This window comes from Shewanella sp. ALD9, assembly GCF_002836315.1.
GTDB lineage: Bacteria > Pseudomonadota > Gammaproteobacteria > Enterobacterales > Shewanellaceae > Shewanella.
In genome coordinates this window covers 70,622-86,307 of the sequence record NZ_PJCD01000001.1, presented here as the reverse complement: position 1 = coordinate 86,307, position 15,686 = coordinate 70,622, and the positions used below count along the sequence as shown (strand labels likewise).

14 protein-coding genes and 1 pseudogene are annotated in these 15,686 nt (G+C 43.7%); 7 read left to right on the top strand and 8 right to left on the bottom strand.

Going from position 1 to position 15,686, the window contains the following annotated elements:
* Window positions 1–104: 104 nt before the first annotated feature.
* Both dkgB and CXF88_RS00445 read right to left on the bottom strand, forming a co-directional pair.
* Window positions 105–911 (bottom strand): annotated as a pseudogene (dkgB, locus tag CXF88_RS00450) (2,5-didehydrogluconate reductase DkgB).
* 129 nt (window positions 912–1,040) lie between these two features.
* Window positions 1,041–1,922, bottom strand: coding sequence for a LysR family transcriptional regulator (locus tag CXF88_RS00445; protein WP_101084837.1), 882 nt, complete (start codon window positions 1,920–1,922; stop codon window positions 1,041–1,043).
* Window positions 1,923–2,114: 192 nt separating this feature from the next.
* Here CXF88_RS00445 and CXF88_RS00440 point away from each other — a divergent pair, with 192 nt between their 5' ends.
* Window positions 2,115–3,317 carry an MFS transporter gene (locus CXF88_RS00440; protein ID WP_101084836.1) on the top strand — a complete coding sequence of 401 codons (1,203 nt, stop codon included), beginning with the start codon at window positions 2,115–2,117 and terminating at the stop codon, window positions 3,315–3,317.
* Window positions 3,318–3,452: 135 nt separating this feature from the next.
* On the opposite strand, the gene CXF88_RS00435 is transcribed toward CXF88_RS00440, so the two are convergent.
* Complete coding sequence (locus CXF88_RS00435; protein ID WP_101084835.1) at window positions 3,453–4,346, bottom strand: LysR family transcriptional regulator; 894 nt, start codon at window positions 4,344–4,346, stop codon at window positions 3,453–3,455.
* Between the two features lie 145 nt (window positions 4,347–4,491).
* On the opposite strand from CXF88_RS00435, the gene CXF88_RS00430 reads away from it, so the two are divergent.
* Window positions 4,492–4,935, top strand: a complete 444-nt coding sequence (locus tag CXF88_RS00430) for a DoxX family protein (protein WP_101084834.1) — start codon at window positions 4,492–4,494, stop codon at window positions 4,933–4,935.
* A 45-nt stretch (window positions 4,936–4,980) separates the two neighbouring features.
* A complete protein-coding gene (locus tag CXF88_RS00425; protein WP_101084833.1) occupies window positions 4,981–5,676 on the top strand; it encodes a pirin family protein in 696 nt (231 codons plus the stop codon).
* 76 nt (window positions 5,677–5,752) lie between these two features.
* Here the strand turns inward: CXF88_RS00425 and CXF88_RS00420 are convergent, their stop codons facing one another.
* The 3 genes from CXF88_RS00420 to CXF88_RS00410 are packed head-to-tail and all read right to left on the bottom strand — an operon-like array spanning window position 5,753 to window position 7,955.
* A complete protein-coding gene (locus CXF88_RS00420; RefSeq protein WP_157822751.1) occupies window positions 5,753–7,342 on the bottom strand; it encodes a PepSY-associated TM helix domain-containing protein in 1,590 nt (529 codons plus the stop codon).
* 35 nt (window positions 7,343–7,377) lie between these two features.
* Complete coding sequence (locus tag CXF88_RS00415; protein ID WP_101084831.1) at window positions 7,378–7,635, bottom strand: hypothetical protein; 258 nt, start codon at window positions 7,633–7,635, stop codon at window positions 7,378–7,380.
* Window positions 7,636–7,637: 2 nt separating this feature from the next.
* Window positions 7,638–7,955 carry a hypothetical protein gene (locus tag CXF88_RS00410; RefSeq protein ID WP_101084830.1) on the bottom strand — a complete coding sequence of 106 codons (318 nt, stop codon included), beginning with the start codon at window positions 7,953–7,955 and terminating at the stop codon, window positions 7,638–7,640.
* Window positions 7,956–8,622: 667 nt separating this feature from the next.
* Between CXF88_RS00410 and CXF88_RS00405 the strand changes: the two genes are divergently transcribed.
* The 4 genes from CXF88_RS00405 (at window position 8,623) to CXF88_RS00390 (ending at window position 13,904) form a co-directional block, all read left to right on the top strand.
* On the top strand, window positions 8,623–9,921 hold the full coding sequence (locus CXF88_RS00405; RefSeq protein ID WP_101084829.1) for a cytochrome c: 1,299 nt from the start codon (window positions 8,623–8,625) through the stop codon (window positions 9,919–9,921).
* Between the two features lie 19 nt (window positions 9,922–9,940).
* Window positions 9,941–10,420 carry a (2Fe-2S)-binding protein gene (locus tag CXF88_RS00400; RefSeq protein ID WP_101084828.1) on the top strand — a complete coding sequence of 160 codons (480 nt, stop codon included), beginning with the start codon at window positions 9,941–9,943 and terminating at the stop codon, window positions 10,418–10,420.
* Window positions 10,404–12,707 (top strand): molybdopterin cofactor-binding domain-containing protein, encoded by a 2,304-nt coding sequence (locus CXF88_RS00395; protein WP_101084827.1) that lies wholly within the window; start codon window positions 10,404–10,406, stop codon window positions 12,705–12,707. Before CXF88_RS00400 ends, CXF88_RS00395 begins: the two co-directional genes overlap by 17 nt.
* Before the next feature lie 258 nt (window positions 12,708–12,965).
* Window positions 12,966–13,904: a diguanylate cyclase gene (locus CXF88_RS00390; RefSeq protein WP_101084826.1), complete on the top strand. Its 939-nt coding sequence runs from the start codon at window positions 12,966–12,968 to the stop codon at window positions 13,902–13,904.
* Window positions 13,905–13,969: 65 nt separating this feature from the next.
* Here CXF88_RS00390 and CXF88_RS00385 read toward each other — a convergent pair whose 3' ends face one another.
* Both CXF88_RS00385 and CXF88_RS00380 read right to left on the bottom strand, forming a co-directional pair.
* On the bottom strand, window positions 13,970–15,115 hold the full coding sequence (locus CXF88_RS00385; RefSeq protein WP_101084825.1) for an HlyD family secretion protein: 1,146 nt from the start codon (window positions 15,113–15,115) through the stop codon (window positions 13,970–13,972).
* Between the two features lie 2 nt (window positions 15,116–15,117).
* Complete coding sequence (locus tag CXF88_RS00380; RefSeq protein WP_101084824.1) at window positions 15,118–15,501, bottom strand: DUF3302 domain-containing protein; 384 nt, start codon at window positions 15,499–15,501, stop codon at window positions 15,118–15,120.
* Window positions 15,502–15,686 lie beyond the last annotated feature (185 nt).

Here is a 15,686-nt window from a genome sequence, read left to right as displayed (position 1 = left end):
CCAATATGAACACTCATGTCGGCGTGGATACTTGATATATAAATAATCTAATGGTGAGTGCAAACTGCGTGGGCACTTAAGCTATTGGCACATTCGCTGATAAATTATTGATCCCAATCGGGGCTAAAGTCAGGCGCCGCCACACGATGATTTCGGTCTAAATTATCAATTGCGGCCATGTCTACAGACGGGAGCGATAACGCTAATGAGGCAATATTAGCTTGAACATTTACCAGCTTAGTTGACGATGGAATAGTGACATAACCTTTTTGGCGCATCCACACTAATACCGCTTGGGCGGGTGTCATTTGGTGTTTCTTCGCAATCGCGACAATAGTGTCGTCGGTTAATACCGCACCATAGGCAAATGGCATATAACCAGTCACCATAATATTGTGCTGCTGACAAAATTCGACCAGTCGGTTATTTTGCAAATATGGATGTACTTCAACCTGATTAGTGAATATTGCGTCGGTACCTAAAATCTCAATCGCTTGTGTAACCTAGGCCATAGTGAAATTAGACACGCCAATGTGTTTCGCTAAACCAGCATCTTGCACCTCTTTTAATGCCAGTAAATACTCTCGCATAGGTACTGAATCATCGCGTAACGGCCAATGTATCAGTAACAAATCCACATAATCGGTTTGCAATAAAGCCAAGCTGTCATGCACGCTTTGAATAAGTTTGTCGTGGGCAAAACGATCCGTCCACACCTTAGTGGTGAGAAAAATATCAGCTCTTGCGATACCCGATGCTTTAATTGCATCACCAACTTGTTTCTCATTGGCGTAAATCTGAGCGGTATCAATGTGGCGAGAACCCTGCTTTAGCGCCATTAACACTGAATCAAATGCCAGTTGATCTTTAAGTCTGAAGGTACCTGTGCCTAACAATGGAATAGTGGTCATATTGTCTTCCTAAAAACGGTATCTGAACCAACACTGTGCGCCAACTAACAACAGAAATAAACCGTCAACCAAGCAAATCTGTTTTGCTCAAACTGCAAATATCTACACACGGTTAAATTGAGCCCTTAGTTATAAGGTTAATCTTGGTTGAATAAACTCAATAAATGCAGAAATACGTCGCGCCACAGTAGATGATTTGTAATACACCGCGTTCACTTGTTCACGTTCTATGTGAGTAAACTTCTCCGACTGAAGTATGGGTACTAACCGACCCGCCGCGAGATCATCATTAATCATAAACCCTGAAAGACACGCAATGCCATTACCTGCCAGTGCGAGTTGGCGCAAGGTTTCTCCATTGCTGGTGCTGATGGTAGGGGTAATAACATCGCAACCTTTTAGCGGCCAGTGATTCAATATTTTAGGTTCGGTAAACCCAAGTAACTCGTGGCAAGCCAAATCAGACACTTTTTGTGGCACACCTCTACGCGCTAAATACTCAGCGGAGGCAACAATATGTAAGGCACTTTTACCTAATGGTCGAGCATGCAAGGTTGAGTCTGCCAGCTTACCGATTCTAATGGCCACATCGGTACGCTTTTCAAGTAAATCGACATAGCCCTCGTTCGAGGTCAATGCTAGTTCAATGTCTGGATAAGCGGCGCGAAAGTCTTTCATCAAAGGCACTAATTGATGAAACACAAACGGACTTGCCGCGTCCACACGCAAACGTCCTTGTGGTAGTTCACCACGACGTACGAGTTCATCTTCTGCGCGTTGTAATTGTTGTAATCCACCCCGAACAGATTCGACAAATTGGCGACCTTCATCGGTTAACTCAACACGCCGAGTGGTGCGATTGAGAATGGTGACCCCGAGCTGTTGCTCTATTTTACTTACCGCCCGTGACACTCGTGCAACCTGAATATTGAGTGCATCGGCCGCTGCAGAAAACCCGCCACTGTCGACCACCATCAGCAATATATCTAAATCATCTGAACGCGTAAGCATGCATACCTCATCTTGTGCTGTGTCGATCTAAAGAGTCGTTCTAACATCATTGTTTATTGCATTTATAGCAAAAGTCATTTGCTAAACATACTGTTTTTAACAACATATATCTAATCAATAATGACGCCCATCAACTGACTGACACATTTATCGCGACGGTAAATCCTAGCGACAACCTAAGAGGAACACATTATGCCGTTAGCTTTACTCGCATTGACGCTTAGCGCCTTTGCTATTGGAACCACCGAATTTGTCATTGTGGGGTTAATCCCCACAATGGCACAAGACCTTAACGTATCATTACCCTCAGCTGGCTTATTGGTCAGTCTTTACGCATTAGGTGTCGCCATTGGCGCACCAGTACTCACCGCATTAACCGGTAAATGGAATCGCAAACACGTATTACTGGCGGTAATGAGTTTATTTGTTGCGGGTAATCTATTGGCTTGGCAAGCGCCCGGTTACGAAACCTTAATCGCTGCACGCATTATCACTGGGTTAGCCCACGGAGTGTTTTTCTCTATTGGCTCAACCATTGCCACTGGGTTAGTACCCAAAGAAAAAGCCGCCAGTGCGATTGCCATTATGTTTACGGGGTTAACCGTCGCCTTAGTGACAGGCGTCCCTTTGGGCACCTATATTGGCCAGACCTTTGGCTGGCAAGCCACTTTTTTAACTGTCGCAATTCTTGGGTTTGTAGCCTTGATTGGCAGTAGCTTGTTGGTTTCCAATAATTTACCTCAGCCACCCGCGGCAAAATTATCATCGCAATTAAAAGTACTCACTCAACCACGGTTATTACTGGTCTATGCCATTACCGCATTAGGTTATGGCGGCACATTCACGGCCTTTACTTTTTTAGCTCCCATTTTAGAGCAAGTGTCTGGTTTTGAATCTCAATCTATTGGCTTAATCATGTTGGTGTACGGGGTATCGGTCGCTATTGGTAATATTTGGGGCGGAAAAATGGCCGATAAAATGGGCCCAATTAAAGCGTTAAGTATTATTTTCAGCGGTCTTGCGACCATATTAGTAATATTTAACTTTACTGCGGTTAACCCTATTGCCGCTGTGATCACCATTTTGGTCTGGGGCGCGTTTGCATTTGGTAATGTACCGGGGCTACAAGTTTACGTAGTTTCACTTGCACAGAAGTACACACCCGACGCCGTTGATGTGGCTTCAGGATTAAATATTGCCGCTTTCAATGTCGGTATTGCACTTGGGTCTTGGGGTGGCGGGCTGATTGTGGCTAACGCTGGCCTAATGCATACACCTTGGGTTGGTGCAGTGATTGTGGTTATTGCCCTAGCATTAACACGTTTCAGTGGCTCACTAGACAAGAAAACTAACGCTAGCAAGAATGCTCAAGTGAGTATTCAAGCGAGTAGTTAACCGAATAGTAAAAAAAATAGTTAAGCAACGACATCAACGCTGATATTCAACATCACGATGGGATCGATAAGCACCAATGTGAGCTCGTATCTGCGATCTCACATTGGTCGCTATCATTGTGCTCACATTCAGATGTTATAAACCCCAATCGGCTTTAGGTAAATGCTCCACAAACCAGTCAAATGCACGGCCTTGATGATCTTTATGCCAAGCAATGTACAAACTTTGATTTGGTCTTGGAATTGAACACATTTTTTCAATCAACTCACCACTATCAAAGTAGCATTGCACCATGTGTCTGGGTACAAAACCAATACCTAGTCCTTGTAACTGTGCTGCTATCTTGGTTTCCATGGTGTTAACTTTAATCACTTGTTTGCTTTTAAAAAGGCCACTACTGCGAGTAGGTAAAAGTTGTGATGTATCGGCGACCACCACCGAAGCATAGTCAGTTAGTTTGTCGGCTTCTAATACGCCATCAACAAACGCCAATGGATGATATGGCGCTACGGCAAATACAAATTCAATTTCGCCTATTTTATGGGTTTGAAATACACCTCTTGGTAACTCACCAGACGCACCAATCACAATATCGGCGCGTCGGCTGTGCAATGCATCCCAACCACCACCGACGGCTTCAACATCGACACTAATGTCGACCGAGTGTTCTAGCTGATTAAATTGTTCAATTAATTGAAACAACGTCCCCTGGGGGATGACCGTGTCGCGTGATAACCGTATTTCGGTTTCCCAGCCAGATTCTAATTGCTGCACAGAATCAACCAACCGATTGGTGGCTAACAAAATCTGCCGCCCTTGCTCTAACACAATTTTACCTGCTGGCGTCAGTTGTGCTTTTTGCTTTGTGCGGTCAAATAACGCCGTACCCATATCATCTTCAAGTTTTTTGATGGTGTAAGTCAGCGCTGACGGTACTCGATATAACGATGTCGCTGCAGCAGCAAAGCTGCCCTTACGTTCAATCGCATCTAGGGCACGTAATGCGTCAATAGTAATCGGATTTTGCATCAACTCTCCATATTCAAATAATTTGAACCTTTACGTCAGTTTATTCCGATTTTTTATTCAATCAAGTCTCAATATACTTCTTATCAACCAGTGAGACAGGCTCACTAGAAACAATTAATGTTTAAATTTATTGAGGATATATACCATGAAAGCACTCGTTAAACGCATCACGAACTCTACTGCAGGTTTTAGCACTTTGGCATTACGCTTACCTGTTGGGATTATTTTTATGGCTCATGGCGGGCAAAAACTGTTTGGTTGGTTTGGCGGTTATGGCCTTGAAGGTACAGGACAGTGGATGGCATCGATTGGGATTGAGCCCGGCGTGTTAATGGCTTTCTTAGCCGGTAGCGCTGAATTGGTTGGCGGACTGTTCATCTTATTGGGTTTATTGACTCGTCCAGCAGCGGTTGTATTAGCATTCACCATGATTATCGCCATTGCTAGCGTACATATTAGCAACGGTTTATTTATGGCAAACAACGGTTATGAATTTGCGTTAGCACTATTGGCTGCCAGTGTGTCACTTGCACTATCAGGTTCAGGCAAAGTCGCGCTAGATAAAGCCATTGTAAGCAAACTGTCTTAATTTTCCGTACTGATCACTTATTCATTAAACGATAGGAACAACATTATGATTACCTTACGTCATGCAAGCGAGCGCGGAATAGCCAACTTTGGTTGGTTAAACAGCAAACACAGTTTTTCATTTGGCAGCTACTATGATCCACAACACATGGGCTTTTCAGCACTGCGAGTGATCAATGACGACAGTGTCACTCCTGGTGCCGGATTTGCCACTCACGGCCACCGTGACATGGAAATTATCAGCTACGTACTTGAAGGCTCTATCGCCCATAAAGACAGTGAAGGCAATGTTGAAGTGTTGCCTGCAGGTGAGTTCCAATTAATGTCTGCTGGCAGTGGTATTACTCACAGTGAGTACAACGCATCCGCCACAGAGCCACTGAAGTTTTTACAAATTTGGATCCAGCCAAATGCTTTAGGTAATACACCAGGATATCAACAAAAAAACTTTGGTCAAGCAGTAGGACTAACCACGATTGCTACGCCAACGGGTGAAAACGGAACCTTGCAAATCAAGCAAAATGCGACATTGTCACAACTGATTTTGGCGCCTAAATCTGAAATAACCTATCAGATTGCGACTGACCGTAAAGTGTATGTTCATCAAGTCGCTGGCGAGCTCAATATTGAAGATCAACAGCTAAAAATAGGTGATGGCGCTAAACTCACCGACATGACCACGGTGACCTTAGTTAATCCATCGGACACTCAAGCAACTGCACTGATTTTTGATTTACCCTAGATGAGGTTAGTTGATGATTAAGCCTGTGATAGTGTTCCTTCACAGGCTTAATAGCTTCAACTTTATACCCATTCCATTATCCATTAGCAGGAGTAACGTTTTTTGCCATGGCTGGTTGCGACCGAGGTAATACGCCTAACTTACTGACAGTCCATAAACACACTGCCGTTACCAGCATCATGCCAACTTGGATCCCGATGACACCATGATAACCGCTTTGCCATAACGCTATTATTTGCTCAGAAAACAACAACCAATCTGCCAAAATTGTAATGGCTAATATACTACTGGTGAGCAAAAGTAGCTGGCTGATATGACGCTTAATATCGGTCACTTTTATACTACACAACATAACGAGCAATAGTGACGTTACAAAACACCCCACTAACCATTCACCTCGTCCAGATAAGGTTGCAGGTAATAGTCGTTCACACAAAAATCCAACTGCTGTCGCCACAATAATGCCACCACAGCCACCAATCGTCATTGCGGTTACGATAGCAATACTGCGCGGTGAAGACTGGCGCTGAGCGCTGCGCTTATTTATCCATAACATATTGCCGGTAACAATCATCGCACTAATAGCCATCGCCAAAATAAAGTACAAAATACGGATGTCTAAGCCGGCAAAGTTACTAAAATGCAATGTCACTAGTACATCTCTACCCTGGCGGAACACATTGTAGTTATCGGCATTAACCTTATCCATCACAGTGCCATCCTGCACCCGATAGGTCACTTCATCTCGTTGAGCAAAATTAACCGTATCGGTACCACGCACTTGTACTAAGGCATTTTCAGCACCGTAATGGTGGAAAATAATATTACGTAACTCAAAATTCGATTGCTGTGTAGTGTGTTCAATTAAAGTAAACGCATTGCTCATATCCAGTGACGTTTCACTTCGCGGTTCGCTGCTACGGTTAAGACCGGCATCGTTAAACAATGCTTGTCGATCGCCCTGATAAATAAACACCACAAAAGCCAGCTGAAACACTATGGCCAAGTTAAGGATCAAGCCGCTTAGGGCATACATCAAGGTAAAAGGCAGTGTCATCACCCCTACTACGGTATGGAGATCGAGTAATTTATCCCGGCGCTGTTTATCAACGCGATACAAAAAGAAATGTTTCAGTAATTTACGCGCATGGATAAAAATGCCAGACACGAGTGCAAATAGAAAAATCAGCGTCACGACACCAATAAGATAACTGCCACCGGGTAGATCGAGGTTGTAATGCAGACGGTACATAAATTGCGATAAGTAAAAGTCATCTTTGCCCGCTACGGTTTCGCCGCTTTTAGGATCGACCAATATCGCCATCGACTGGCGGTCCGATTGCGGAGCATCTCCAAACACATCGAAGTAAAAAATATAATAAGGTACTAGCTCAGTCGGCATATTTATTCGAAAACGGCCAGCTTGATCTACTGGGTATTCAGCAAACTTTTGCTGTACCAGTTTCGCTAAAGAAATATCTGCTTGGGTATTATCGACTGGATGATGAGGCGTAATGGCCCACTGGGCGATTTCATCGTGAAACAAGGTCACCGCGCCAGCCCAAAATACCAAAAACAGTAAAGGTGAAATAATTAACCCAAGCCAACTGTGGGCTTCGATGAGATTTTTAATGACTTTGTGCTGTACCGGAGAATCAGATTTCATTGAGTTATTCATGACTTAGGTTTGAAAAAAAATAGTTAGTTTTGCGAATAAAATAACAACGTATTGATAAGACTACTGGCCACAAGCCATTTGGCGCACACGACACTCGCCGCTTTTGCGCTGTTGCGGCTATAACAAAATGTCATCACCCCAACCCACACACAAAAACCCAGCATTAGCCCAACGAATAGTTTTACATCTACAGCAGCCGGTAATATTCGAAAAACAATGAGCATTAAACTGATTGCCAGTAATAACCCCCATAAAAATGCAGCAATAGATTTAGGCCACATGGTTATTTAACCCCAACAAGGAGGATACTGACAAACAACGCAAAGCCTAGCGAACTGACCCAGATGCTACGACCTTTATAGTGCGAGGCCACCAGCACCAGTAGTATCCACATGGTCATCATGCAAATCAGCACCACTAAACTGGCGACGAATACACTGTAAGTATGGCTAAACCCCCACACTGCAAATAACACCGCTAAACCGCATAAGCACCAAGCCAGTAATTTGGGAAAAGGTAAACTAACAAGCTGCTGTTTGTCAGATGCCAAATAGGCAAACAAGCAACCAAGCCATAAAGAAGCTACACTGACAAGTTCCATCTATTTCGATCTCCGGCCATTTAACGCAAATGATAATGATTTGCATTAATTATCCAGAATATCTTTGCCAAATACAAGTTGATTGTGCTCAAGCCTTTAGAAATAGCAGTTTGAATGTGCTCTAACAGCGCTGTAACGATATATTGTGGCTTAATCATGGTTATGGAAATTATCATGGTCAACAATCATATCGAGGGAAAACAATCGTCGAGGCAAACAACCACAATATTAAATAGCTGTTTGCCGATGAAATAAGCTGATCACCGATGAGCAAATAGTCGATAAACATCGACATAAGCCTTAATGGCTAATAACCACTTTTTCATTAATGTATCCAACACTTTATGAATCTGGCATTGGCGCTCATTTTAATCATAGATCACTAAGATTAACGCAACATAGTAGCAACCTTGAAAACTCTGGATTAACAGTGGATTAACTAAAGCTATTTATTTAACAATCCTCATGTTACTCGTCTGCACAGTGCTGTATTATTTTATTCTAATACAGTAAAAGATCCGTCAATATCAATGCTGGACAAAGGGCCATCCCTTGCTTAGGATTAATATTTGACCAATCACAATAATAATACAAAGTCGAACAGGGAATGTCAGATGAAATATTCCCTTCTCTATCTCATTTTTTATTTAAAATAAGGCAATGTAATATGCTAAAGCGCATCGTTTACAGCGTATGTGGCGCAGCTATTGTTGGACTAGCTATATTCAGTATATATGCTTGGCACCCTGCAATTGATCCCGTCGAATCAACTCAAACAGATTATTCTCCACACGTTATCGAACAAGGTAAAATGCTTGCTTCTGCAGGCTATTGCAGTACTTGTCATACACCGCCAGGTGGCACTCCTTATGCTGGTAACTATGAAATGCATACTGACTTTGGCACCATTTATTCAAGTAACATCACTCCAGATGTCGAAACCGGTATTGGTAGCTGGTCTCAAGCTGCTTTTGCTCGCGCCATGCGCACGGGTGTGAGCCGCGATGGACATCATTTATTGCCTGCGTTCCCTTATGAACACTTTAATAAAATGACCGACGATGACATTAACGCGATTTATGCTTACATCATGACGTCAGTTCCGGCGGTTAACCAAGCAAAAAAAGACAACGGCATTCCGTTTCCACTCAACATCCGCTGGTTTCAAGCGGGTTGGAAACTGCTGTTTGCTGATACCCAATCTTTTGAGGTCAACAGCCAGCAATCTGCCGAATGGAATCGCGGTGCTTACTTAGCGGAAGGTATTGCTCACTGTGGTGCATGTCATACTCCACGTAATGCATTGGGCGGCGAAAAGTACGCACAAATGTACCAAGGTGCCGCCATTGATGGTTGGATAGCACCATCGTTAACCTCTACTAGCACTTCGCCTATCCCATGGCGTGCACAAGACTTTTACGAATACCTTACAACCGGTAACTCGCCTTACCATGGTAGCGCGGTAGGTCCAATGGCGCCGGTTATGCACAAAGGCTTATCAGCTCTTCCAGACAGCGACATAGAAGCCATTAGTGGCTACTTTGCTGAAATTGCCCGTACCAATAACCCCGACGATCCAGACTCAAGTAGCACGTTACAAGCAGCAATAGCGGCACAACATCAACAACCGGATCTGCGGATTGATGAAGGTGCACGTTTATATGCGGCAGCTTGCCAAGCATGCCACTACAACAGCGACCAATTAGTTAAAGGCCGCCCATTAATTACTATCGGTTCGGCAACACATCTTAATGATCCAACTAACCTGATTAACGTAATACTGGATGGTGTGCGCAGCGATCAAGGGATTAGCGGCGTTGTAATGCCTGGCTTCCGTGATGCACTTAGCGATGAAGACATTAGCGCAATTGCAGCTTATTTGCGCCAAACAGCTGGGGAAAACACCTGGCCTAAATTACAACAACAAGTGGGCGAGATCCGTAATCAACCCCGATTTGAGCACTAACTTCACTGGAGAAGTGACAATGGCAAAATTTATTTTAAACGGCAAACCGATGACTGCCGATGTAGAGAGTGATACTCCTCTACTGTGGGTTATTCGTGATGAACTGGACATGACTGGCACCAAATTTGGTTGTGGTATTGGTACCTGCGGTGCCTGTACCGTCCATGTTGGCGGCCGAGCTACACGTTCATGTATAACCCCTATATCGTCAGTTGAAGGAGCCGAAATCACTACGATTGAGGGGCTTTCTGAAAAGGGTGATCATCCATTGCAAATTTCTTGGCAAAAACTGCAGGTACCACAGTGTGGTTACTGCCAGTCGGGCCAAATTATGCAAGCTGCAGCACTACTAAAAGACATTCCTGAGCCTTCAGACAAAGACATTGACGCTGTGATGGGCGGAAATTTATGTCGTTGTATGACCTACGTTCGTATTCGCAGCGCCATTCATGAAGCAGCAAACGCAATCAAGGAGAGCAACGATGAGCAGACTGCCTAAACGTGGATCGGTGGGTATAACCCGCCGCGGTTTTTTAATTGCCATGACAGCGGTAGGTGTCAGCTTTGGTTTTCCTCGCCATTTGATGGCGGCAATGGATCCTGCTAGCCCTGACGGTAAAGTACTCCCAAGCGAAGGTGACATTTACGAACCGTCTTTATGGTACTCAATCGATACTGCCGGCAAAATTAAAGTCAACATTATGCGCTCAGAAATGGGCCAACATGTCGGTACCGCTATTGCTCGTATTCTTGCTGATGAACTGGAAGCCTCATGGGATGATATTGAAATTATCCATGTCGACAGTGATCCACGCTGGGGTTACATGGTTACCGGCGGCAGTTGGTCTATATCACAAAGTTGGCCGGTTTACCGTCAAGCCGGTGCTGCGGGTCGTACAGCGTTAATTGAAGCTGCAGCTAAAAAATGGGGTATTGCAGCTAAAGACTGTAAAGCCAGTAACGGTAAAGTTATCTCAAGTAAAGGCGAGCTGTCTTACGGTGAATTAGTCACCATGGGCCTAACGCGTCAGTTTACTGAAGAAGAACTGAAAACCTTGCCGCTGAAGCCTAATGCCGATCTTAAACTGGTTGGCCAACAGGTGACCTCTCTTGATATCGCCAACAAGACCAACGGTAAAACCATATTTGGTATCGATGCGAAAGTTGATGGCATGGTGTACGCCAACCCTATTTTACCCCCTACTCGTTATGGCTCTAAAGTAGTTAAGTTTGATGACTCTGCAGCAAAAGCAGTAAAGGGTTATCAGCAAACTATCGTACTAGAAGATGCCAGTGGCAGTGTACCAGGTTGGTTAATGGTTATCGCCAGCAGCTTTAATGCGGCCCAAAAAGCCTCGAAGCTGGTAAAGGTGACATGGGATGCAGGTAAAACGGCCAACGTGTCTGAAGCGGACATTATTGCTCATGGTAAGCAATTACTTGGCGACCAAACCAAAGGCAGTATTTTAGACACAGGCAATTCTGACACTGGGCCTGTATTTGCGAGCGCGAAAAGTACCATTGCAGAAGAATATATCACCAGCACAGTACTCCATGCGCAAATGGAACCGCTTAATGCCTTGGTATTTAAAAACCAAGACGGTATATGGGAAGTGCATTCAGGTTGTCAGTGGCAATCACTTACTCTACCCGTATTAGCCACGGCATTAGGCGAAGAAGAAGCTAACATTGTTATTCGTAGCTACATGTTAGGCGGTGGCTTTGGCCGCAGACTTAACGGCGATTACACCATTCCTGCGGCGTTGACCTCTAAAGCATTAGGCGGTAAACCGGTTAAAATGGTGATGATACGTCCACAAGACATGTTATTTGATAGCGCGCGTTCTGCATCAGTTCAACAACTCAAAATGGCATTTGATGATAAAAAAGCGGTTACCGCAATGGAACATCACGCCACAGCAGGTTGGCCAACTCAAGTATTAGCGCCAGGCTTTATGCCTAAAGGCACCAATGGCGAACCGTATGATCCGTTCTCGATTGCCGGAGCAGACCATTGGTACACTGTTGGTGCTCAAAAAGTACGCGCGGTATCGAATGATCTGGCCATTGCGACCTTCAGACCAGGTTGGTTACGTTCTGTTGGACCGGGTTGGACAAGCTGGGCAGTTGAAAGCTTTATGGATGAAGCTGCCCATCACGCGGGTAAAGATCCATTGCAGTTCCGCCTAGACATGCTCATTGCCGAAGGCCGAAATGCTGGTAGCACACCCGTTGCTGAAGGTGGCGCGGCTCGCCAAGCCGCAGTATTGAAAAAAGCTGCTGAGATGATTGGCTGGGGCACTCCGCAAGCCAAAGACACAGCGCTTGGCATTGCATCAACCTTTGGTCAAGAACGTGACATGCCAACATGGGTATCGTGTGCAGTACAAGTTCATGTCGACAAAAGCAACGGTATTGTCAATGTGCAAAAGCTTTATATTGCCATCGATGCCGGTATTATTGTTGACCCTAATGGTGCTGAAGCTCAGTGTCAGGGCGCGGCATTGTGGGGATTATCGATGGCCTTGTATGAAGGTACTGAACTGCTTAATGGTCAGTATAAAGACTCAAACTTCGATACCTATACCCCGCTGCGCTTAGGCCAAACTCCAGAAGTTAAAATCGAGTTTATCCCGAGCAAAATGCCACCATCTGGATTAGGTGAACCGGCAGTAACACCTGTTGCTCCAGCGATTGCCAATGCAATCTACAATGCAGTCGGTGTACGTTTACGTAAAATTCCGATGAAGCCTAGCGACGTGAAAAACGCGTTAACTAACGCGTAATTTATCTGCTTTAACAGCCCAGTCTTAGCGATAATGACTGGGCTTTTTTATGCTTGCTGCACCTCATCGTTATCATTCTTTAGACTGAGGGATAAATAATTTTATTTCCCCCGACTCGATTTAAAAAACGTCAATAAAAACAGTGGACAAGCTTTGTCCATCCAGCAGCAGAGTCATAGCACCGGTTAGCTTGTTACCAAAAAGTAACGTTTTTCCTTTATAATTACGCCCAAGTATCGTCACATTGTTGAGTATCCTATGCCGCAAAGTACACCTGTCAATTTAGAGCCCATCCTCTTGGATGCATTAAAACTCACTCCAAATTGTTTCGGTGTACTCAACCAAGATAAAGAAGTTATCTACTGTAATCAGCACTTCGCCAGCATCTTTGGCACTACCACAGAAGATGCTATTGGCAAAAAATCAGGCGATTTATTACGCCACGCTTGGGAAACTAAGCAAGGCGTTATTATCAATACTGATGATTTTGAACAATGGCTGGAAAATCTGCATAAACTGCATTCAGAAAAGGCTCTAAACCAGTATGAAACAGATCTGTCTGATGGGCGTTGGTTTAAAATGACCAGGATTAACTTAGACAGTGGTTACACCATTATTATGGGCGCAGATATCACCAACCTAAAACAGGCACAAACATCACTAGAACAAGCACATCAACAAATCGAAAGTTTAGTGAATACAGATCAACTAACTGGGGTGCATAATCGTCGCTCATATAACCAATTAGCAAAACAAGAATGTGCCAGAGCGATCAGATTTAACCAACAGTTATCCTTGTTGGTTATCGATATCGATTACTTTAAAGTGATTAATGACAATTTTGGTCATGAGGGCGGAGATAGCATACTTAAACAGTTTGCCCAAATATGCAGTGATTTACTGCGCCAATCAGATTCATTGTCCAGAATCGGTGGTGAGGAGTTTACCATCATCTTACCGATGACCGACGGTGAAGGTGCAATGATCATTGCTGAGCGTATTCGAGAACATATTGCCAAACACTCATTTCATACCACTCAAGCAAATAGCAACATTAAGGTTACCGTATCTATTGGCGTAAGTTCATTAACCACCGGAGACAAGGTAATACAAGACCTTTTTAGCCGAGCAGATATGGCTATGTATTGCGCCAAACGCGGCGGCAGAAACCAAGTACAGCAAGCACAGACTGTATAACTTGGTTTCATATAGCCACCATTATTGAGAAAAACGTTTAAACCCTGGCGCTCATAAAATCGAGGTTAATGTCCTTCTGTAAACAAGTAATTTAACCAGCCCTGCATTCTTAATAATACCTTTCTCATTACCGCAACATGGCTAAAATGATCGGTATAAATAGCCACTTGCCCTGCGACACCTGCTGGCAATGATTGTCTTATTGCGTCATCTTCTAGCTCAATCAACACCAATACTCGACCGCGTTGAAACAACTTATTCGATGACTGTAAATTTCCGCTAAATTGAATTTCACCTTCTGCCATAGCAGGGAGTATTTTGGCAACTTTGCCTTTAAACACTTGTCCAGGCATGGCATCAATTATCACTTCGGCTTCATCACCTTCTTTAAGACGTAATAATGAGTTTTGCCAAAAAGCGCCAGCAAAATATCTCGTCTCATCTGGAATAAACGTCAGTGCTGGGCGCAAAGGTAAAGGCACAGCCATAGCGCCTTTTCGTAGCGCTAATTGAGTCACTACACCATCCGCAGGCGCTCTGACGACTGTTTGCTGTAAGTCATATTCAGCCTTAGCGAGTTCAGCTTGTAGGCCTGCTACTTTGGTATTGACGCCATCAATATTCGACTCATATGCCAAACGAGTCCGCAGCCCCTCAGCTAAAGCGGCATCTAGTTGCGCAGATGAAGCTATGTATAATTGGCGACGATTGTCGAGCTCAAGCTCAGTAAACGGTGAATTACGCCCCGCTTTTTTGCGACCGTCTTCATAGCGTCGATAGACTGATTCTGTACGATCTTTATCTGCTGTTGCTTGTTCAACTTTAGCTGCCGCTATTTGAAAAGCGGCTTCAAGTTGTGGTACTTGCAGTTCTGCTTCTTTTAGCGCCGCTTGTTTTTGCTTAACCATTGAAAGGTAAGGTGTAGGGTCAATTTTAAATAACACCTCACCTTCTTTTACTGGTGTATTTGGCTTAACATTAACTTCGATAACCAATCCTTTAACTGCGGGCACAATCGGAATAGTGACAAAATACTCGCGAGCAAACCTCGAATAGGGATGGTTATAATTCATTAAAATTAATAAAGTACCAATTAATACAATTCCGCCAAGAATAGCTGTCGGCACAGTCCATTTAGTTAACGGAATTTTAAATACTTTAAAAACTGCGATACAAAATGCGGTATAAGTCAGTATCAGTAGTAAGTCCATGCTTAGGCCTCTTTTGAGTGTTCATCAGAAACGGGAGGAGTCGTGACAGCAGAACGTTGCTCTAATAGCGACAAACGATCCGTTAACGCTGTGACATGATTCATTAGCTCTTTAACTTCACCCTCGAGTATCAATTCTCGCTTTCTCGAATCACTAAATCCCCAGCCTCTATCTTCTCGATATAACGTGGCCCAAATCCATAAAAATGGCCAAATGGCATGCAATGTAAATAAGCTTACCCAACCAGCAATATGCAATGCATCTTGCTGTGGATGATTACGTTTTTTCGCAATCTCGTAAGGAATATCATGAATCGCAATAATGCCGTAAAAAATAAATATCACGACAAAAAATATAATCCCTAGCGCAAAATAATCTAAAAACATATCTGCTCCCAATTTCAATTTATTATCATCAAAGTGTCTTTACTTAAATAAACAATGAACCTATTTTTAGTATAGAACTGATTACAAAAAATACATTGAAACTGTTGCAACAACGAAGAAACTAAGCAGATTATCTATTTTATAGTCATTGCCTCCATTACTTATTTGCACGAATTAATGCAGTA

Coding starts and splice junctions, on each gene's coding strand:
- CXF88_RS00445 (WP_101084837.1), bottom strand. CDS start 1,922: ATGCTTACGCGTTCAGATGATTTAGATATATTGCTGATGGTGGTCGAC.
- CXF88_RS00440 (WP_101084836.1), top strand. CDS start 2,115: ATGCCGTTAGCTTTACTCGCATTGACGCTTAGCGCCTTTGCTATTGGA.
- CXF88_RS00435 (WP_101084835.1), bottom strand. CDS start 4,346: ATGCAAAATCCGATTACTATTGACGCATTACGTGCCCTAGATGCGATT.
- CXF88_RS00430 (WP_101084834.1), top strand. CDS start 4,492: ATGAAAGCACTCGTTAAACGCATCACGAACTCTACTGCAGGTTTTAGC.
- CXF88_RS00425 (WP_101084833.1), top strand. CDS start 4,981: ATGATTACCTTACGTCATGCAAGCGAGCGCGGAATAGCCAACTTTGGT.
- CXF88_RS00420 (WP_157822751.1), bottom strand. CDS start 7,342: ATGAAATCTGATTCTCCGGTACAGCACAAAGTCATTAAAAATCTCATC.
- CXF88_RS00415 (WP_101084831.1), bottom strand. CDS start 7,635: ATGTGGCCTAAATCTATTGCTGCATTTTTATGGGGGTTATTACTGGCA.
- CXF88_RS00410 (WP_101084830.1), bottom strand. CDS start 7,955: ATGGAACTTGTCAGTGTAGCTTCTTTATGGCTTGGTTGCTTGTTTGCC.
- CXF88_RS00405 (WP_101084829.1), top strand. CDS start 8,623: ATGCTAAAGCGCATCGTTTACAGCGTATGTGGCGCAGCTATTGTTGGA.
- CXF88_RS00400 (WP_101084828.1), top strand. CDS start 9,941: ATGGCAAAATTTATTTTAAACGGCAAACCGATGACTGCCGATGTAGAG.
- CXF88_RS00395 (WP_101084827.1), top strand. CDS start 10,404: ATGAGCAGACTGCCTAAACGTGGATCGGTGGGTATAACCCGCCGCGGT.
- CXF88_RS00390 (WP_101084826.1), top strand. CDS start 12,966: ATGCCGCAAAGTACACCTGTCAATTTAGAGCCCATCCTCTTGGATGCA.
- CXF88_RS00385 (WP_101084825.1), bottom strand. CDS start 15,115: ATGGACTTACTACTGATACTGACTTATACCGCATTTTGTATCGCAGTT.
- CXF88_RS00380 (WP_101084824.1), bottom strand. CDS start 15,501: ATGTTTTTAGATTATTTTGCGCTAGGGATTATATTTTTTGTCGTGATA.